Raw genomic sequence first — 19,521 nt, 5'->3', positions numbered from 1 at the left:
GTTGGATAACATCATAGATATTATTTTTTTAATTTATGGCTTCTAGTTTAACAAATTAGGAGCGCTTTTTTCTGATTATTTTCTATCGTTCAACACTTCTGAGTATAAAGTATCCCTTCCTGATAAGGTATAAATATCCTCATCGCTAATTATTAGGTCTTCTAAATCAGCTTTCATTATCCTGAGTTTTATGAGTTACTAAATTTTTTATCCCTGGCAGAAAAACAAATAAAATCTTCGATATTATATCATGCTACACAATAGCTCAATTAATTAATGTGTTTTTGGCGATCGCTAAATAACTGAGCCTTATCTTCGCGCAACCCATGCCCAATATAAAATTTTAGCAACGCATCTATCGACATATCTCGACTTGCCGCAACCTCCTCAAGCGATCGCTGAATGCCTCTAACTGGAATTCCTTTAATCGTAATGACCGCCAATCGCAAATATATAAACGTACTTATCATCGAATTTATAGATGAGTCGATCTTTTTGAGAAATTCGCCTTGACCATAAGCCAGACAGATTATGCTTTAGCGGCTCTAGTTTTCCTATTCCCTTAGCAGGATCATCCCGCAGTAGCTCCTTGATAATTTTACAAAGATTTTTGTGAAGGTTCTTATCTTTCTGTCTGAGTTCCTCATAAGCCTCCCATGTATTACCCTCAAAAACTAAGTATCTCATCCATCTCTCCCTTACTAGGCTGATAGCCCTGCCGTTGCTCATGGGTTGCCATAGAACGAGATATCTGTTTCATAAGATCGTCATTTTGTAAAACAAACAAAGTTTCCTGATGCTGTTCCCAATCTTCAGCACTAATTGCCGTAAAACTTGATTGCTTGGCAAGCTGCCAAATCCGCATGAACTTAATCAGCGATGATTCAGGCGCTTGCTCAATTTCACGAATTAACTGCTCTTTGATCGTCATATATTTGTCCTCCTTACCTTTTAAGCATAGCTTATAAATTTTTAAACATTAGGCAATACTAGCTTTCCAGAATCAATATTTCTCTTTCTTTCATTAACAATTTCTACTAAAAGACTAGGCTTAACCGCCCACAACGAATGCTCTTCCCAAGACATTCCTATATTTTCCACTCCCTCAACTTTACATCTATCTAAAACCGATGGATTGGGGATTGATTTACCAACTATTGTTGATATTTTACGGTTTAAATGCTTGATGCGATTATAACATGAAGTTATTAATCTCAAGCTATTTAACCAGTAGCACGATCGCGGTAATCAAGATGTCTTTGAATATTAGCTAGAAAATGGCGATCGCATCAAAGCCACTAAGGATCATAAGTTTATGACTACTGATGGTGAGATGAGAAGCGATCGCTCTTGATTTTTGCGCGTGGGTTAGATTTGGCGATCGCAAACTAAAGACTAATTTCAGATTTAATGATAATTTTTACACTTTACAACCATCATGTAGATACAATAGATATACATGATTTAGGTTATTAATTATGACTGCGGCGATCGCTAAGTGGGGTAATAGTTTGGCTGTACGCATTCCTCAAGCTATAGCTGAACAGGTACAAATTCAAGCAGGAAGCGAAATTAATATTGAGATTATTGATGGCAAGATTGTTTTGACCCCGCATCGGCGGAAGAAATATATTCTAGATGAATTACTAGATGGCATGACTTCGGATAATCTTCATGCAGAAATTTCTACGGGTGTTTCTGTCGGTAATGAAGCATGGTGAAGCTATACATCCCTGAGCGTGGTGATATTGTTTGGCTAGATTTTGATCCACAAGCTGGGTATGAACAATCTGGGCATCGTCCTGCTTTTGTGATTTCACCGATCGCCTATAATCAGAGGTCAAATTTGGCTTTGCTTTGTCCGATTACTTCTAAAACTAAGGGATGGAAGTTTGAGGTTCTACTCACGGATACTCAGACTAAGGGAGTGATTCTTGCGGATCAGATTAAGAGTTTAGATTGGCAAGCGAGAAAGATTGATTTTATTGAGAAGGCTTCTGTAAGTATTATTGATGAAGTTATCGGCAAAATTGAGGCGTTATTAATCTAGTGTTGATATTGAGATTAATCAAGGCGATCGCCTATATCTATCATCACGAATTAGCAAAGTGATCGCTACTTTTTGTATATTTTGCTAGAATCTAATCAAAGCAAATTTTTAGCAAAGTTAAGAGCTTACCTATGGCTGATCGCATTGAAAATCTGACTGATTTTGTGGCTTTTGTTAAGGCGAATATTCGTGGAAGTGAGAAGAGTGAGGCACAAACTTTTTTAGATAGTTTTTTTCAGGCGTTTGGTCATGGTGGTGCGATAGCGGCGGGGGCAAGATATGAGGAGGTGATTAAAAATAGCAGCAAGTCAGGAAAAACAGGGTTTGCGGATCTGGTTTGGGATGGACGGATCTTGATTGAGATGAAAAGTCGGGGTGTGGACTTAAGCGATCGCAATATTTGGGAACAGGCTGGGCGTTACTATTTGCGTTTAAAAAAGGAGAACCGTCCGCGCTATGTGATGTTTTGTAACTTTGACGAATTCCATATTTACGATTTTGATAATCAGTCCGATGAACCCGTTGATATTATCCATTTAGAAGAATTACCAAGATGTGAGTCTGCTTTTAGTTTCATGCGTGGCAGCAAGACTACACCACTATTTCGGAATAATCAGACTGTCATTACTGAGAAGGCGGCGCGGCGATTGGGGGATTTGTATAGTGCTTTGCTTGAGAGAGGACGCGATCGCAAATGGCGCGAATATACAGAGTTACAGGCGCAACGGTTTGTATTGCAATGCGTGTTAGCGATGTTTGCGGAAGATTTGGATCTGTTGCCTGATAATTTGTTTACGAGATGTGTGAAGGATTGCATTGATCAAAAGCTAAGTTCCTTTGATGTTTTGGGTGGCTTGTTTCAGGCGATGAATACGGTGGGTGTAACTCCTGCGGGTCGCTATCAGGATGTGCAGTATTTTAATGGTGGTTTGTTTAAGGAAATCCATCCCATTGAATTAGAAATAGGCGAGTTAAAGATTTTAGAAGCGGCGGCGGGGGCGGATTGGTCAAAGGTGCGTCCTTCGATTTTTGGAAATATTTTTGAGGGTGCTTTTCAGTCCGATGAGGGCAAGAAAAAGCGTCATGCTCATGGGATTCACTTCACTTCTGAGGGGGATATTAAGCGGATTGTGTTACCAACGATCTCCGATTATTGGCGCGATCGCATTAGTGCGGCGCATACTTTAACGGAGTTAAAAGCTTTGCATCAGGAGTTAAGGAGTTACAAGATTCTCGATCCTGCCTGTGGTTCGGGCAATTTCTTGTATGTGGCTTATCAAGAATTGAAATCGGTGGAGTTTGATTTGTTGCTACGTTTGTATCGGCTTGATCCAAAACAAGGTCATATGTCTTTGGTGACTCCACAGCAGTTTTTTGGAATGGATATTAATTCCTTTGCGGTGGAGTTGGCGAAGGTGACGCTGATGATCGGGCGGGGTGTGGCGATGAGAAAGTTGAATTTACCTGAGTCTTCTTTGCCTTTGGATACGTTGGATCAGAATATTGTTTGTAAGGATGCTTTGTTTACGGATTGGGTTAAGGCTGATGCAATTATTGGCAATCCGCCGTTTTTGGGTGGGAAGAGAATCCGCTTAAGTTTAGGCGATGAGTATATAAATCGAGTATTTACAAAGTTCTCTGATGTCAAAGATTCTGTTGATTTCTGCTCCTATTGGTTTCGGATTGCTCACGATAATTTAAAGGCGAACGGTCGAGCAGGATTAGTAGCCACAAACTCCATTAGTCAAGGAAAAAGTCGTGCTGCTTCCCTTGATTATATTTCTCAAAATAGCGGCTATATCTATGATGCAGTTTCCACACAAGAATGGTCTGGAGAAGCAGCAGTTCATGTCAGTATTGTTAATTGGAGTAAGCAGCAGCCCAATCGTTATATCCTTGGCGGCAAGGCTGTCTTGAAAATCAATTCATCTTTACAGGCGGAAATAGATGTATCTCAAGCTGCAAGACTAAAAGCAAACTTAAATCTTTGTTTTACGGGTGTGACACCAATTGGGAAAGGATTTATTATTTCATCATCACAAGTAGAGGATTGGAATAAGGCAAACAAGAATAATCATAAAGTACTCCGTCCTTTTCTAGAAGGTAATGATCTCGTTGAAAATCTGTACGCAGGACTAAAGAATTGGATTATTGACTTTAATGATATGAGCATTGAAGAAGCGAGTGAATATACCCAGCCGTTGCAATGGGTAAAGTCGAAAGTAAAACCGAAAAGAGATTTAAATCGCCGTCAAACTTATCAGACATATTGGTGGCAATTAGGCGAAAAAAGACCCGCTATGCGTCAAGCTTTGGAATCAATCTCTCAATATTTTGCAGTTCCGCAAACTTCAAAATGGGCGATCTTTCTACCTTGTTCCTGCGAGTGGTTGCCGAATGCCAGAACAAGAATTGTTGCTAGTGAAGATTTCTATGTTTTGGGAATTCTGACTTCAAGATTACATCGAATTTGGATGGAAGCTCAAATGTCTACCCTTGAAGATCGCATCAGTTATACACATAATTCCTGTTTTGAGACTTTTGCATTTCCCCAGATTAATACAAATACTTCCAAAAAAGCAAAACAAACCATTGAGAAAATTCGCGCCGCCATGCAAGAACTCCATCAATATCGCAGTCAACAAATGGAAAGCAAACAATGGGGCATCACCAAACTCTATAACGAATACTTCCACGAACCTGCCAGCCAACTTTATAAACTCCATGCCAAGCTTGATAAACTCGTCATGCAAGCCTACGGATTTAGCGAAGATGACGATATTTTGAGTAAATTGCTAGAGCTAAATCTAGAACTTAGCGATCGCGAAAAACAAGGCTTACCCGTCATTGGCGCTAGACAAAAACTATGAAAACGATTTGGGAGTATGGTCTGAGATTCGATCTTGAGGTTTTTTATTGCTAGTCGATTAATTCTCCTGATTCTTGTCCTACAACCGCTTTGGCGATCTTCAGTTGTTTAGACTGTTTACCCCAATACAGCTTTAGCCAGTCTGGTTAAGCCACAAAAACAAAAACGAGTGTCAGCGCCTTGCGCCGCCACTCGCTGCTTATGGCAGTTTTCAGCTTGGCAAGGACAAGGTGAAAACCGCAGGAAAATATGGATTTGATGGTTTGCAAGCTATCTTTGACAACTTACAAACTGCGATAAGTGAGAAAAGAATATGCTTACTTGCTTACAGCGTCAATGATTGGGGAGCAGTCTCAATCAACTTAGCGAGATCCTGTAAAAACTGGGCGGCATGAGCGCCGTAAATGACACGGTGATCGGCGGTGAGATTTACCTGCATTTGGCTGCTGACCTTGATCGCGCCATCCTTAGTGGCGACAACCTGCGGACGGGAGCCGCCCACTGCCAAAATCGCCCCAGTACCAGGGGGGAGAATTGCGTCAAAGCGATCGACACCAAACATCCCCAAATTGGAAATTGTAAATGTGCCAGAGTTGTATTCTTCGGGTTGCAATTGCTTGGCACGGGCGCGTTCGACTAGCCCTTTCCAGTTGCGGGATAGGGTATATAGATCGGTCTGATCGGCATTTTGCAATACAGGGGTGATCAAGCCGCCGTCATCCATGGCTACGGCGATCGCCACATTGATCTGGCTCTTGTATTCGATGCCGCGATCGCTGAGGCTGGCATTGACGAGGGGATGTTTTTGCAAAGTCACGGCAACGGCTTTGGCTAAAAGCGCCGTCATGGTCACGCCCTTAGACTTAACCTGTTTGTAAAGGGCATCGAGGGCATCGGTAGTAATGGTGTAACCCACACGGAATGTCGGTACTGACAGGCTTTGATTCATATTATTGATCACCGCCTTTTGCAAAGTCGTTAGGGACTGAGCTGTACCCAGAGCCACAGGTGCAGCCGCCACCTTGGGAGCCACTTTAGGAGGAGTAGGGGCTGATACTGATGCCGCCACTTTGGCAGTTTGAGCAGGCACAGGCGCAGGACTTAAAAGTGCCTCAACATCGGCGGCAGTAACGCGACCATTCGGACCAGTACCCACAACCTTGGCGAGGTCAATGCTATTTTCCTTGGCGATGCGCTTGGCTCTAGGGGAAACAATTTGGCGACCCGATGGCGTGGCTGTTGGGGCTGAGCGGCGGGGCGAAGAAATGACAGTATCAGGAATAGCGGCAGTGGCGGCGGCTGTCGGTGATGAAATTAGTTTGGAAGGTGGTTCATCATCATCCTGTTGGGCAGGAGTCTCAGGGCTAGTTGCGCCTGTTTGGACTGTTGCCGCTTTCTGTTGGGCTTCGGCAATTTCTTCTTTGGTTTCGGCAACATAGGCGATCGCTGAGCCAACGGGTGCAGATTCACCTGCGGGCGTGATGATTACGCTGAGGTAGCCTTCGTAAAAGCTCTCCACATCCATATCTGCCTTGTCAGATTCCACGACCACGACAGTTTCGCCTTTCTCCACCTTGTCGCCAGGGGCTTTCACCCAAGAGGTAATTTTACCTTCGGTCATTGTGGAACTGAGCGCAGGCATAAAAATTTCGTAAATCATAGGAAATCTATCAACAAATATCTAAATTGCAGGTCAAGCTATAGCGGATATCTAGCAATCACGCCCTAAAAAGCGCCCTAAAAAGCCATCCAGAAAGCCATTATAAATCTTAACCTGTTTTGGCGATCGCTTACTCATTCATTTCCCGATAAATTGTGGCTGTGGCGGGTGAGGCTTGGGTGAGATATTGGAAAATCCAAAATTTGAATAGACCATCTAAAAATACGGGAACTGTGGAAATAAATGATTGAGCAAGAATTTTATTTTCTGGCAGACCAAAATGCTGAAATATGAGGGTTAATAGTGCATCCCACCCTTCGCTAGAGTGGAAACCAACAAAGGTATCTGTGGAAATAATGATTAAAAATGCTTTGGCATTGTCATTGAGGCTATACAAAAACTCATCTAAAAATTCTTTGATCGTGATCAATTCTTGGCGACCCGATAGCAAAAACAGATAAAAGACAAAGGCGGCGGTAATGTCTGCCAAGAGATTTTTGACCCCATTCAAGCTTTCAGCGTTATATTTTCTTAAAATAGTGAGTGATTCTTCACGAATCAATGCCTCTAGGCTTTCTTCAGGCGATCGCGCTTTATTTTCCTGCTCTGCAATTGGTGGTTCTGTAACTTTTTCCTGCGTAATATCCCTTAAGCCATGAGACTCCGACTGTTCTCGCATAATTGACTTGATCATAAAATCAAATTCAATTTTTTCCTTGGCTGCCCGTAACTCCGCAAATGCCCTTTCTTCGATCGCTGGGCTAAATCTCACAGCCATTGTTTTGTTATCGACAAAACTATTGATCATGGGGCTATAGATTAGCGTCTTAGAAAGGATCTGGACAGCTAGGACAGCAATTATTAAGAGGATGATGTAGCGAATGGCTTTGTTGATGCGTTGCCTTGACTGCCTTAGCTCTTCGACTATATCGCGCTCATATTCTGTATAGGAGTCACTCAGATTACGTTTGACGCGATCAAACGCCTTGAGAAACGATCCAGGTAAAATGCTTTTTTCGATAGGGGTGACGGGTTGCCGCGTTTGTCGATAGCTTTTGGCGCGATCGCTTTTAAATAGCTGGAATTTTTCATCTTCTTGGGCAGCAGGATTGTCTCTAGTCAATCCTGTTGCTGAGTTACGGGATGTGTCGGCGGTGATGTCGATGGTGCGATCGCTGACCTTGTTGTATCGTTCGAGGGTGTAGTCAATAAAGGCTAACTTTTGGTAAAGCGAAAATCGGCGGCTATTTCCCGCCAGTTGATTTGCCGATAGCTGCCCTCTGCTAACGGGATCGTTGGTTTGCTGGTTGACCGTTAATTTAGCGATCGCGTTATTGGCTTGGGGTAAATCTGGTCGAGCTTGGAGATCCGTTAACTTGGCACTAAACTTATAAAATTTTAAGCGGGCGTTGATATATTCCAAATATTTTTGGAGTTGGATCTCGAATACACTAAATACGCTCTGCCCAAAAGTGCCATCATTGGCGACCCTATTGCCATTAAAATTTTCTTCCTCAAGCCGTTTAATGCTAACCGCCGCTTCAAACGCATCATTGATTGCCCGTTCTGGGGTGTTTTTGACCCAATTGGTAATATTTTGGAACAAAGAGATATTAGCGTCTGGGGAATTTGATTTCATGGCAAGGCATGGTAAGCGGAATGTAAATGTTTAGCAATGGCGCTAGATGACTTAACGCTCCGAGACTGCTAAATATCAATATAAACTAAACTCCCAAGGGAAGAATTTATATTAATCGATAAAATGGGTTTACCCCGTTGCTTTGAGCATCGGCTTTAGAAGAGAACAGCAGATGAGTTACAGGTTGAAAAACTAGGCTTCTTGTCGTAAACAGGTAGGGCAATATCCAACGATTGTTAAAAACCACAAATCCATCCTTCTAGGCGATCGCAGGATTCAGGAATCCCCAAGTTAGGCTGTTGCCATGACCATGCAGCTTGAATGCTGGCAAAAATCGCGTCAATGGTATCACCCGTCGCATCGGCAACACATTCATCACAGAGGCGATCGCTAATAGCTAATTGCAATTGATATTGAGCTTGAATCGGATGATAGTCTGGGGATCTGCGCCAAGCATTGATCATCTGTTGGCGTAAATCATACATAGCCGTAGTTTGTTTTTGGCGGGTATCCGATTTATAGCTTTGCTTGCCAGTTTTTTTATCGATCAGCGATCGCGCCACCAGTGCAGGATACACTTCCATCACTATCCGCGAGTCTTGCGTGGGATAACAGGGGAGGATGCTAAATCCTGCTTTTAGCATTCTTGGCGCACCTGCAAAAAACATTTTGCCCACAGGCACTCCATAGACTTTCATGGGGCTAATTGCGCCCCTCAGTCGATCGGTTTCCCGCAAATGTTCGCGATCGCCCACAGCACGACCCTGACGATATTGATTAAGGGTTTCGACAAATTCCTGCTTCGTCATCTGCCCCACCCTCTGCACATAGGCTTGCCATGATCCCCACTGCAAATTTTCAATTAAGCGGCGGGGCAGCCCTAACGGAAAATCCACTCCCGCGATCCACTTAGGCGATCGCCGCAGAAAATCCATAAATATCTCTAAATCATCAAATCGCTCAAATCCCTCTATGGTCAAGGTGCTGATTGAACAATTTGACGGATGTAACTGGGCGATCGCGCAGACAATCGGTTTAGTTTTGCTAGGGGCGCTTGTAAAGTCCACGCCATAAATTAACTGCATATATTTTCATAAATTTGGCGTTTTAACGATTCCTAATTTTAATTTCAATTTGTGGTGGCGGTGGCGCGGTGGTGGCTGGTGCAGTGGTGGCTGGTGCAGTGGTGGCTGGTGCGGTCGGTGCTGGGGTATTAGCTAACGGCGGTGTCGGTATAGGTGCATTTGGTGGCGGTAAATTGGGCGTAGCAGCAGGGGTTGGGGCAGGTGTGGCGATCGTATTGTCCTTCAGACCTAACTGCAACTGATATGCGGCATCACCCTGTCCCGATCGCGATCGCAACACCACTGTATAAACGCCATCATTGGCAATCAATAGCTCCGTACCCGTCACATTTACCGAATTAGGCAAGCCAATATTCTGGGGACTTAACACCGTCATCACCGCATCACTGCCCGCAAGCGTGGCTTTTAAAAATTGTCCCGCCTTTGCCTCAAAGCGATAGGAATGGGTGATTTTGCCAGAGATTTTATTAGCGATCGTCACATCGCCCTGATTAGGCACAAGCTTGATCAGTTGATCAATGAGTTGAGCGGTCGCTGTATTGTCATTAATGGGGTTGGCGATGGGCTGCGAAATAGGCACATTCGGCTCCCTGACAATCACCGATGGCGGCTTATTGCGGAGATTGGGCAGCACCAGAGCGGCGATCACTCCCATGGTGACCAATAAACCACCAAATAGCAAAAATACTCCTGCATTAGAATTTGATGAGGTAGCAGGCACAGTTCGCCGTGATGTGCTGCCCTCAGAGCGAGAAGTTGCCGAGCGCCCAGTCTCTGGAGTCGTCAATGAGGTTGACCTCACTAATTTACTAGTGGTCGCCTGTCGTTCTACCTCAGTTAAATTGGCGAAGGTATTGATCCCCTGCTGCACATCCCGCACCGACTGATAGCGCTGTGTGTAGTGATAGCGCACCATGCGGGTCAAAACCATTGCTAAACCGTTACTAACCCTAGCCTTGTCGCGCCATACAACCTCACCTGTTGCAGGATCTGTCGGCAAATCCGTTGGGGCATAACCTGTCAATGCCTTAATCGCCACCATGCCCAAAGCATAGATGTCACTGGTGTAATTAGGGCGACCCGCACATTGCTCGCTGGGCATATAGCCAGGTGTGCCAATGGTGACTGTAAATCGCGATTCGCCTTTTTCGTCAGCCGCTAATTTTGTATTCATGTCCTTGACTGCCTTGACCGCGCCAAAGTCAATTAGCACGATTTTTTGATCCTGCTTGCGCCTGATTAGGTTGTCTGGCTTGATATCGCGATGGATTACCCCCTCAGAATGGACAAATTCCAATACTTGCAAAACATCTTTTAAGATTTGCAAAACCGTTAATTCTTCAAGCTGCTTATCTCTTGGCGGCTCATCAATATTAGCAAGGGTCTTTTGCAATGCCTCAATGTCATCTGCATTAGACTCCCTTGGCTCTGGCGATCGCATTTTCATCTCATCATGCAGCGATCGCCCCTCCACAAATTCCTGAACTAAAAAAAACTGCTGATCTTCCTCAAAATAGGCCAACAACTGCGGAATCTGATCGTGTCTGCCCAACTTTTCAAGGGTTTCTGCCTCTGTATTAAACAAACGCCTTGCTTCGCGAATAAAATTAGGATCGTCACTGGCAGGTTTTAACTGCTTCACCACGCAGGGAGGCGATCCAGGGCGGCGCATATCACGGGCAATAAAAGTATGCCCAAACCCGCCTGCACCAATCTGTTTGATCAATTTATAACGACCATCAAGTACTTTGGCTGGCATGGCGATCGCCCCTTAAAGTGTAAAAAATTAATACGCCGATTATATCGCTATACCTACAGCGCTTTGTAGTCAAACCCCAGTTAAGTCAAGTCAATAAAAAATTTAAGAACCTTGTGAGGTAACGATTTCAGGTTTTGGTAGTCACCCAATGTCATAAATGTTGCTGGTGTTAAGCACCCTTGATACTATGACTAAAGCAATTATTTTGCATCACTCCCCCAATTTTTTAAAGAATACAAGGCAAATCGAATGAGATTGAATTTATGAATTTTTGGGAATGGTATGATCTTCAACTTTTAGCAGCAGCGCAAAATGACATCCCTAAGCATGAATTAGAGTGGCTAATCTGCCGAGTAACCTTTTTAGATAAATTAGATCTCAGGCTCCGATCGCCAAATATAACTGCAAAAATCACCCCAGAAATATTCGCTAATCTCGATCAACTTTGGCATAAAAGATTAAGCGATCGCCTCCCCGTTCAATATCTCACTGGCTCTGTCACATGGCGCAACCTCGAATTGCAGGTATCTCCCGCCGTCCTCATTCCCCGTCCTGAAACCGAATTGATCGTTGATATTATCGCCTCATCCTGCCAAGGGCAAATTTATCAACAAGGGCTTTGGCTCGATCTCGGCACTGGCAGTGGGGCGATCGCGATCGCCATTGCTCAGCAGTTTCCCGATGCTCAAGTCCATGCGATCGATGTAAGCATAGATGCACTGGCGATCGCCAAAATCAACGCCGCCCAAAACCAGAAATCCTATCCACAATCCAACCTTCACTTTCATCACGGCAATTGGTTTACCCCCGCAGCGCAACTAGGACTACAGCAAAAGGCGATCGGCCTTGTTTCTAATCCGCCCTATATTCCTAGTGATGAAATAATAAAGTTACAGCCTGAGGTCAAAAATCACGAACCGCATTTAGCCCTTGATGGTGGCACGGATGGACTAAATGCCCTGCGAGAATTAGTGGCGATCGCGCCAGACTATCTCATGGCTAGCGGATTTTGGATTGTAGAAATGATGGCAGGACAAGCAAATTTAGTACAAAGCCTCCTCGAAGACGATGGCAGATATACAAATATCAAAATCCATCCAGACTATGCAAGCATTGATCGCTTTATCTCAGCCTATCGCAAGTAACATCCATAAAAAAGCTATGAGCTTTACAAAAGTATGGCTCATAGCCTTTCCTGACGGTCTATAAAAGTGTCGAAACGAGACTAGATAGAGAAGGAGCTGCAAAAACATGGGCTAGGGATTTTGTAGAAGGCTTAGGATTAGCTAAAATCGCTACCCCTAAAACAAGTAAAGCAATACTAGATTTAAGTCTAAAAGTGTTACTACTCATTTTCTATCCCTCCAAAAAAACAAACCTCAGCACCAATGACTACATATCAATCATTTTGTTCCTCAAAAATGAAGGGTGATGTTTCCCATTTGTTGGAGAAGAAATAATAACGCAGAGGTTATAAAAAATACTGATATGGGCTTGACATTTTCCTGAAATCACCTAATCCAACAAATGTGACACAATACCCAAAAGCGGTAAAGACTACATCACCCGTTGCGAACTGCGGAGTAATTGTTGTTCACACATCTCGGCACTTGCGGCTGGCTCTAGACAGGCAAAACCTTGGCAAACGATTGCGATCGCTTCAGGAGTAGCTAGTTGTTGCTCTAGTTTGAACATTGTTGATGGGTAATAGTGATGGCTGAACTGTGGATAATGACTCGGCAATATCCGCACGAGGGTATGGTTACGCAGCCAATCAAAGGCGGTGAGCAAACTAGGACAGGCAACGGGGCTATTGGCAAGTACCAAGCCGAAGCGTTTTAGTCCCTGTTCAGCGCGATCTAGATATTCGAGTTTAGTGGTGAGGCTGGCAAGACGGACAAGATTGGCGATCGCCACACCATTGGGCGAAGGCGTGGCATTGTCTTGATAGTTGCGCTCTCGTAGTAGTAAATGTTGGCTAAAATCCCCTGCGGTGTTGAAATAGCCGCCATTGAGTTGATCCCAAAAATGGCGATCAAACTCTGCTTGCACAGCGATCGCCTGTTCCAGATATTCATTTGCCTGTTCAGGGATCGCCTGATGCAAATCTAAAAGTGCTTTGATCAAAAAAGCATAATCTTCCGATTGGGCGGCGATCGCGGCTTCACCACCATAGTTAATTCGTTGCAGGTTGCCTGATACCCATTGATTTTGCAAAATAAACCGCATGGCATTTACCGCCAGTTGACGATAGATGGGCTTTTGAAAGGCGCGATCGGCAGCAGCTAGTCCCGAAATCATCAGCGCATTCCAAGCGGTAATCGCCTTGGTATCAGTCACAGGCGGAACCCGCCCTTCCCAATCAATTTCCCGAATATCTTCTTCACTCCGCGCCACAGGGAACGCATCAGTGGGACGCGAATATTCCCCATAGCGACAACGGAATAGTTTCATCAAACTTGCCTCCATCGCTGGCGATAGTTCCCCTTTGTGTTTGCGTTGTAGCACATTCGCCTCTTCAAAGTTACCATGCACAGTAATTGTAAATTCTTGAATTAATTGCTCTAGTTCCGTCGCACTAAAAATCTTTTTGAGTTCCCCGTAGCTCCATACCCAAAACTTACCTTCCCTTCCTTCACTATCGGCATCTTGCGAAGCGTAGAAACAGCCCTCTTCGGCTAACATTTCCCTCTGCAACCATGTGGTAGTTAGCTCACAGGCACGGGCGATCGCTGGCTCTTGAAACCCTGACATCCATAAATTTGCCAAATATTCCATAATCTGCCCATTGTCATAGAGCATCTTCTCAAAGTGCGGCACGGTCCAAGAATGATCGACCGTATAGCGATGCCATCCCCCTGCTACATGGTCAAAAATGCCACCCAAGGCTAGATCTAGACCACGTTGTTGGGTTTTGTGGATTAGTTTTGCTTGATCGATATCATGCCCATGCTGAAAACGACTAGCCCTCAATAAAAAATTTGCATAGGGAATCATCGGAAAACAAGTGCCAAATTCACGATTTGTCACCACTTCAGCGCATTTAGCGATTCCATTGGTCAGCACCGTGTCGCTAATAATCGGTACAGGGATTAGTTTGTTAACTTGATGCAAATTCCGCACAATTTGATCTTTATAATCTTGAATATCTTGATTGCGTTCATAATAAATTTCACGAATAGACTGCAATACTCTCAAGAAGCCTGGGCGACCATAACGCGGCTCAATGGGAAAGTAAGTACCGCCATAAAAAGGGACTAAATCATCGGGAGCCAGAAATAGATTTAAGGGCCAGCCGCCGCTTTCCCCCATGATCTGCACGGCTTGCATATAGATACTGTCGAGGTCGGGACGCTCTTCGCGATCGACCTTAATAGCCACAAAGCGATCATTCATATAGTCCGCAATCACCGTATCGGAAAAAGCTTCATGCTCCATCACCGTACACCAATGGCAACTAGAATAACCAATGGATAGAAAGATGGGCTTGTCCTCACTTTTCGCTTTTTCAATTGCCTCATCGCCCCAAGGATACCAATCAATCGGGTTATTAGCGTGTTTACGAAGGTAGAGGCTTTGGGATTGGGCAAGACGGTTTGGCATAAAGAAAAGGAAATAGTTGGTAAATTTATAGTTATTGTCAGTCTCGTTAGCAGATGAACTAAATCAATTACGCTGCTCAATTCCATTTTGGACATTGGTAACATTAGCAGGGGGGCGTGTCCAGTTGAAATCACTAATTCGTAACATTAATTCGCCTAAGCCTTGGTTAGGGTTATAACGCAACATTACGGAATAAGTACGTCTCGCATATTCCAAAGTATAAACAGAATCAAATAAGTTGCCTGAGTCGAGGCTCCAACTTTGCTGAATGCCTAAGCGCAAAGGACCGTAAATTTGCTGCATAAATCCTGCGGTAAGGGCACGAGTGTCAGCGATCCGATCAAATAAGAAAGGGGATTTGCCACTGGTAAAGGCTTGGGTATAGCTGACCACGATACTGGTGTAATCAAAAAAATCCTTCGCGAAACTACCCACTTCTGCCGCCAGCCCAAAAGTTCCATATAGGGCTGCCTGATTTGCCCCATTAGAGTAAAAAGAATTAACGCCCTGTACACTCACAAAGGCATCAAGTTTTGGTACGATCGCCTTTGGGGAAAAGCGTAAGCCTTGTTCCCTTGTGGCAGGGGCAGGTTCGCCGCGTAAAAGCGGAAAGGTGCGACTCAGTACGGCAGCACTCTGCAATCGTATTAAGGAAGAGACAGCACTAGGTTGAATATCATCCCTCAAGGCTCCAATTAATTGGGTTGCCAATTGATAATTCAAAGAGATTTGGGAATCACCAAGAATATAGGTGGGAGAGAAGAGAGTAGTACCAAAGATGTTATTCACATCTTGAAAACCGAGGGAGCCATTAAAGACGCGATCGCGAAAGGCATATTGCGTGGATAGAGTATGGTTTTGCCAAACAGGGACATCGTAAGTGGCATTAAAGCGCAGCAGTGATTCGATGCGGGTGAAATCTAAGCCCGCAAGGCTTGCCCTAGCGGAGAGCCTCTGTCCATTGTCAAAGGCGCTATTGAGTGTGGCAACGACCCCTAAAATATCAAAGCCCGAAAAGCCACTTTGACTAGAAAATGCTCTTTGGATTAGTATTTGCGGTGATATTTGTAGACTGAGATTGGGCTGGGTAATTACATCAAAGCTTTGTTGATAAAATACGCCATCGCGATCGCGCCGATCAAATCCCACAAGGGCGGGGGCAAATCTTTGAAAACGGTCAAGGGTGATGCTATTTAAAGGCAAGGGCAGAGAAAAGCCCTGATCAAAGACAACTCTCGGTGATTCCAGATCAAGGCGATTTTGGGTGGGTGATATGGGGGTGAGGGTGGCGCGATCGGTGGTAATTTCTAGCTCTGGTGGGCTGGATGGATCATTTGTCACCCTCAATTTTTCGGCGGTCCAATTGTCCCCGTCAATAATTAGCCTTTCCGCAATAAACCCGAAGCGGCGCACCTGTCCTTCGGCACTGTCCCCTGTGCCTGTTGCTGAGATTGTTACAGAACTGGTGGCTAGTTCTGAAGGCGATCGCGATACTTCAGAGCTGACCAAAGTGCCGAGATCCACCGCACCCGTGGCATTTAATAATTCACCTTTAATATCAGCATAGTTATAGGTAAGCTTAGTGCCTGTCACCTGCTGATTGCCCCTGCGGAAAAAGACATTGCCCTCGGCAATGACCTCTTGGGTGGCAATATTTAGCTGGACTCGATCCGCCTTGAGTGAGGACTTCTTGTAATTAATCAATACATTTCCCTCCGCCACAAATACCTGTGTATTCAGGTCATATTCTTGACGATCGCTATTGACCTTGAGTAGCTCACTGCCAGCACCCACGGGTGGACGGGGCGGAATTGTGAAGGGTTTGTCTTTGGGCTTGAGCTTGGGTAAGCTATTTGGCTTAACTGCTCCCGCTTGAGCAATACGCTGAACATCAGGATCGGGCAGACGCTCTAATGCCATTTGCAAATGTGATGTCACCAGCGATCGCGCTGCATTGTTGACAATGCCAAAATTACGGGAAAGTTTAGGAGCTAGCACAGAGGTTTGTGCTAGGCCCTTGGGGGCTATTGCCTGATTTGCCGACTGATTTGCCGCTTGATTGACCATAGGCAAAGCGATCGCAGTCTGGGGGCGATCGCTCCTCACCTCGGCAGCGCGACTGGGCAGTATTTGTAATAAAGGTGGTGGTAGATCTTCCATACATCACTCAGTTTACACCGAAAATCCTGTCATCTTGATCCCTGTCAAGGTGATATATTTGTTATAAGGATGTCAAATTTTTTGGATATAGGATCTAACTCCATGACACTTTCTACAGATTTCCCCCAATGTCAAAATCTGGCGGCTCAAGTTGAAACAATTTTAGAGCTTTTGCAAAAAGAGCCAAGTTTGCGATCGCAGCAGGACGGTAGTATTGTGCTGTCTTCACTGAGGAAGGCGATCGCGCCCACCTTTGACATTGTATTTGCAGGTGCTTTTAGTGCGGGTAAATCCATGTTGATCAATGCCCTGCTAGAACGAGAACTTCTTTATAGCGCCGAAGGACACGCCACGGGGACGGAGTGCAAAATTGCCTATGCCAAGGCTGGGGAGGAGCGGGTAGTTTTAAAGTTTTTGAGCGAAGTGGAGGTGCGCGAACAGGTGCAAGCACTCTGTCAGCTAATTGGACAGGTTCCGCCCAGCAATATCAATCAAATGGAATCGCTGAAGCAACTCCAGATCAATACCCTTGCTGTGATTGAGCAGGAGGGAGGTAAAAGCAAATCTAAACGGGCTAAGGATGCCGATGCCTTGAATTTACTAATCGAAGGCTTCATCAATAACCGCGATCGCATTAGTTCCACTGCCAATGCCACCTACTCAATGGAGCAGTTTGGCTTTGACAATCTCAAAAAAGCCGCCGACTATGCCAGACGCGGCTCCAATAGCGCTGTCCTCAAGCAGGTGGAATATTATTGCAATCATCCATTATTGCAAGATGGCAATGTGATCATCGATACCCCTGGCATTGATGCGCCTGTCAAAAAGGATGCGGCTTTGACCTTTCAGAAAGTTGAGAGTCCCGATACTTCGGCGGTCATCTTTGTACTTAAGACCGCATCAACAGGAGAACTCACCTCGGAAGAAACGGAATTGAGCGAAAAGATTCAGAGCAATCAGGGAATTCGCGATCGCGTCTTCTATGTCTTCAATCGCATCGATGAAACATGGATGAATAGCCAACTGCTGCAACGGCTCAATCAAACTATTGTCAGCCAATTTCGTGGCACTTCCCGCATTTACAAAACCAGTGGTTTGCTAGGTTTTTATGGCAGTCAAGTGAGAAATACCAGCCTTAGCGATCGCTTTGGTTTGGACACGATATTCGCCGAGAGCGTAAAATCTATCGGTGGTGAAGAAGATACGCCCCAATTTGTCAATGAATTTAACAGCTATTGTCTCGTTTCTGGCAAACTCGATCCAGACAAGTTTGAGATTCCGCCCAATGTTTTGAAAACCAGCGTCAAGAATGAAAAATATGTGCGTTTGCTGGATCATTTGGGAACGGGGCTAATCGATCAATTGATTAAGGATAGCGGCATTGAAGAATTTCGCAATGCCATCACCAACTACCTCACCAATGAGAAACGTCCACTTTTATTTGCCGATCTTGCCGATGATCTCCAGCCCATATGTATTGCCCTGCGCCAGTTCTATTTGGACAAATGGCAAGCACTAGAGAGCCAACCCCGCGATATTGAAGCGATTAAATTGCAGGAATTGCAAAAGTTGGGGCAGGATCTCAAACAAATTGGCGATCGCCTGCGGGAACATATTGCCCATGAGCTAAACGTGGCGATCGCCAGCGATAAAAATCACGGTTTAGAAGCGGACTATCGCAAACTCAAAGAAGGGATGGTACGCCGTCTAGATGAATTGATTGGCTATTTCTCCGTTGCCGAGGTGCATCAACGCGCCCAAGCCAGCCACCGCCGCAATTCTGTAGTGCCTGTGATGGGTATTTTAGCAGAAGGATTCTATTACCTCGCCAATGAGCTAGAGGATGTATTGGTTGAACATTCTCAAAAAATCGTTGCCAATTTCTTCCAAGGTTTGATCGAATCGATCAAAAAGACTGACTATTACCGCGAGCTATATCGCTTGTTGGGCAATGATGGCGGTGTTGAGGTGCGTTTGGCCAAATTAAAAGTGACTGCCTCTGATGCCTTGGTAAATGAAGCGAAAACAGAATGCGATCGCTATGTGCGCGAACGTCCAGAATTTTACACTGAGGGAACTAACTCCATTTATCAGTTACGCCAAACTTTACAACAAGCCTGTCGTGGCTATGACTACCAAAGCATGATTGATGCTGAGCCTTCCATTCGGCAACTGCTCAAGCTCGATTTTGAGCTAAAGGTCAAGGAGACAATTATCCGCACCTTCCGCCAAACGATCAACCAAACCTTGAGTACCCACCTGCTAGAAAGTGTTGAGAAGCAGTCCGATGACATTTTGCAACAGTACGACAATGCCCGTGATTATCTAGCGCAAACCTTGCAAAAAGAGGCACAGATTAAGCTCGACCAAAATCGCAGTTTGCAACTTGAAGTTGAGCAGAGCATCGCCACTTACAATGAGGCTATTTCTGGCATTAACCAATGTCTAGAAATGATGAATCTCACCAGAAAACGTCTGCCCATCATCAGCGATGCTGACTTGATCACCACAACCGTTATTGTTGATGCGATCGATGCTGATTCTTTTATCGTTGATGAAGTAACTTACTTTTCACGGCATCTTTAAAAGGTGGACCAGAATGGGCTTTCAGGTAAAGGGTACAGATGGGGTTAAAGTAGTAAAAAGCAAACAAAAGCAGGCAAGAAAAAATGATGAACTGGTGGGACAAGAATTTT

The 19,521-nt window shown here is 44.7% G+C and carries 15 protein-coding genes; 5 read left to right on the top strand and 10 right to left on the bottom strand.

Translation table 11 applies throughout. The features are described from left to right. Nucleotides 1-269: 269 nt before the first annotated feature. The 4 genes from H6F44_RS18660 to H6F44_RS18645 are packed head-to-tail and all read right to left on the bottom strand — an operon-like array spanning nt 270 to nt 1,218. Nucleotides 270-449 carry a hypothetical protein gene (locus H6F44_RS18660; RefSeq protein ID WP_190352537.1) on the bottom strand — a complete coding sequence of 60 codons (180 nt, stop codon included), beginning with the start codon at nt 447-449 and terminating at the stop codon, nt 270-272. Then, entirely contained in the window at nt 424-687 is a 264-nt protein-coding gene (locus H6F44_RS18655; protein WP_190352535.1) for a Txe/YoeB family addiction module toxin, read from the bottom strand. Before H6F44_RS18655 ends, H6F44_RS18660 begins: the two co-directional genes overlap by 26 nt. Next, complete coding sequence (locus H6F44_RS18650; RefSeq protein ID WP_190352534.1) at nt 668-931, bottom strand: hypothetical protein; 264 nt, start codon at nt 929-931, stop codon at nt 668-670. Before H6F44_RS18650 ends, H6F44_RS18655 begins: the two co-directional genes overlap by 20 nt. A gap of 41 nt (nt 932-972) precedes the next feature. Beyond that, nucleotides 973-1,218 (bottom strand): hypothetical protein, encoded by a 246-nt coding sequence (locus H6F44_RS18645; protein WP_190352533.1) that lies wholly within the window; start codon nt 1,216-1,218, stop codon nt 973-975. Between the two features lie 260 nt (nt 1,219-1,478). On the opposite strand from H6F44_RS18645, the gene H6F44_RS18640 reads away from it, so the two are divergent. The 3 genes from H6F44_RS18640 to H6F44_RS18630 all read left to right on the top strand — a co-directional run bounded on the left by H6F44_RS18640 (nt 1,479) and on the right by H6F44_RS18630 (nt 4,920). Further along, a complete protein-coding gene (locus H6F44_RS18640; RefSeq protein WP_190352532.1) occupies nt 1,479-1,721 on the top strand; it encodes an AbrB/MazE/SpoVT family DNA-binding domain-containing protein in 243 nt (80 codons plus the stop codon). After that, nucleotides 1,715-2,050, top strand: a complete 336-nt coding sequence (gene mazF / locus H6F44_RS18635) for an endoribonuclease MazF (RefSeq protein WP_190352531.1) — start codon at nt 1,715-1,717, stop codon at nt 2,048-2,050. The genes H6F44_RS18640 and mazF overlap by 7 nt, the downstream gene beginning before the upstream one ends. Nucleotides 2,051-2,181: 131 nt before the next feature. Beyond that, nucleotides 2,182-4,920 (top strand): class I SAM-dependent DNA methyltransferase, encoded by a 2,739-nt coding sequence (locus H6F44_RS18630; RefSeq protein WP_190352530.1) that lies wholly within the window; start codon nt 2,182-2,184, stop codon nt 4,918-4,920. Nucleotides 4,921-5,244: 324 nt separating this feature from the next. On the opposite strand, the gene H6F44_RS18625 is transcribed toward H6F44_RS18630, so the two are convergent. The 4 genes from H6F44_RS18625 to H6F44_RS18610 all read right to left on the bottom strand — a co-directional run bounded on the left by H6F44_RS18625 (nt 5,245) and on the right by H6F44_RS18610 (nt 11,062). Continuing rightward, entirely contained in the window at nt 5,245-6,579 is a 1,335-nt protein-coding gene (locus H6F44_RS18625; protein ID WP_190352529.1) for a dihydrolipoamide acetyltransferase family protein, read from the bottom strand. A gap of 130 nt (nt 6,580-6,709) precedes the next feature. Beyond that, on the bottom strand, nt 6,710-8,218 hold the full coding sequence (locus H6F44_RS18620; RefSeq protein ID WP_190352528.1) for a hypothetical protein: 1,509 nt from the start codon (nt 8,216-8,218) through the stop codon (nt 6,710-6,712). A 236-nt stretch (nt 8,219-8,454) separates the two neighbouring features. Continuing rightward, nucleotides 8,455-9,303, bottom strand: a complete 849-nt coding sequence (locus tag H6F44_RS18615; RefSeq protein ID WP_190352527.1) for a DUF429 domain-containing protein — start codon at nt 9,301-9,303, stop codon at nt 8,455-8,457. A 22-nt stretch (nt 9,304-9,325) separates the two neighbouring features. Then, nucleotides 9,326-11,062 carry a serine/threonine-protein kinase gene (locus H6F44_RS18610; RefSeq protein ID WP_190352526.1) on the bottom strand — a complete coding sequence of 579 codons (1,737 nt, stop codon included), beginning with the start codon at nt 11,060-11,062 and terminating at the stop codon, nt 9,326-9,328. Between the two features lie 263 nt (nt 11,063-11,325). On the opposite strand from H6F44_RS18610, the gene prmC reads away from it, so the two are divergent. Next, on the top strand, nt 11,326-12,207 hold the full coding sequence (gene prmC, locus H6F44_RS18605) for a peptide chain release factor N(5)-glutamine methyltransferase (protein WP_190352525.1): 882 nt from the start codon (nt 11,326-11,328) through the stop codon (nt 12,205-12,207). Between the two features lie 412 nt (nt 12,208-12,619). Here prmC and H6F44_RS18600 read toward each other — a convergent pair whose 3' ends face one another. After that, on the bottom strand, nt 12,620-14,665 hold the full coding sequence (locus H6F44_RS18600; protein ID WP_190352524.1) for a thioredoxin domain-containing protein: 2,046 nt from the start codon (nt 14,663-14,665) through the stop codon (nt 12,620-12,622). Nucleotides 14,666-14,728: 63 nt separating this feature from the next. Beyond that, on the bottom strand, nt 14,729-16,825 hold the full coding sequence (locus H6F44_RS18595) for a DUF3769 domain-containing protein (protein WP_242016648.1): 2,097 nt from the start codon (nt 16,823-16,825) through the stop codon (nt 14,729-14,731). 102 nt (nt 16,826-16,927) lie between these two features. On the opposite strand from H6F44_RS18595, the gene H6F44_RS18590 reads away from it, so the two are divergent. After that, nucleotides 16,928-19,411 (top strand): dynamin family protein, encoded by a 2,484-nt coding sequence (locus H6F44_RS18590; protein WP_190352523.1) that lies wholly within the window; start codon nt 16,928-16,930, stop codon nt 19,409-19,411. The last annotated feature ends 110 nt before the right edge of the window (nt 19,412-19,521 follow it).

It is taken from the genome of Pseudanabaena cinerea FACHB-1277, from assembly GCF_014696345.1.
GTDB lineage: Bacteria > Cyanobacteriota > Cyanobacteriia > Pseudanabaenales > Pseudanabaenaceae > Pseudanabaena > Pseudanabaena cinerea.
Note: the sequence above shows the minus strand (reverse complement) of the source record. Positions and strands in the feature narration are given on the sequence as shown.

What these genes read in the sequence shown, in the direction of transcription:
- H6F44_RS18655 (WP_190352535.1), bottom strand. Translation starts at nt 687, where the DNA reads ATGAGATACTTAGTTTTTGAGGGTAATACATGGGAGGCTTATGAGGAA.
- H6F44_RS18650 (WP_190352534.1), bottom strand. Translation starts at nt 931, where the DNA reads ATGACGATCAAAGAGCAGTTAATTCGTGAAATTGAGCAAGCGCCTGAA.
- H6F44_RS18640 (WP_190352532.1), top strand. Translation starts at nt 1,479, where the DNA reads ATGACTGCGGCGATCGCTAAGTGGGGTAATAGTTTGGCTGTACGCATT.
- mazF (WP_190352531.1), top strand. Translation starts at nt 1,715, where the DNA reads ATGGTGAAGCTATACATCCCTGAGCGTGGTGATATTGTTTGGCTAGAT.
- H6F44_RS18630 (WP_190352530.1), top strand. Translation starts at nt 2,182, where the DNA reads ATGGCTGATCGCATTGAAAATCTGACTGATTTTGTGGCTTTTGTTAAG.
- H6F44_RS18625 (WP_190352529.1), bottom strand. Translation starts at nt 6,579, where the DNA reads ATGATTTACGAAATTTTTATGCCTGCGCTCAGTTCCACAATGACCGAA.
- H6F44_RS18620 (WP_190352528.1), bottom strand. Translation starts at nt 8,218, where the DNA reads ATGAAATCAAATTCCCCAGACGCTAATATCTCTTTGTTCCAAAATATT.
- H6F44_RS18615 (WP_190352527.1), bottom strand. Translation starts at nt 9,303, where the DNA reads ATGCAGTTAATTTATGGCGTGGACTTTACAAGCGCCCCTAGCAAAACT.
- H6F44_RS18610 (WP_190352526.1), bottom strand. Translation starts at nt 11,062, where the DNA reads ATGCCAGCCAAAGTACTTGATGGTCGTTATAAATTGATCAAACAGATT.
- prmC (WP_190352525.1), top strand. Translation starts at nt 11,326, where the DNA reads ATGAATTTTTGGGAATGGTATGATCTTCAACTTTTAGCAGCAGCGCAA.
- H6F44_RS18600 (WP_190352524.1), bottom strand. Translation starts at nt 14,665, where the DNA reads ATGCCAAACCGTCTTGCCCAATCCCAAAGCCTCTACCTTCGTAAACAC.
- H6F44_RS18595 (WP_242016648.1), bottom strand. Translation starts at nt 16,825, where the DNA reads ATGGAAGATCTACCACCACCTTTATTACAAATACTGCCCAGTCGCGCT.
- H6F44_RS18590 (WP_190352523.1), top strand. Translation starts at nt 16,928, where the DNA reads ATGACACTTTCTACAGATTTCCCCCAATGTCAAAATCTGGCGGCTCAA.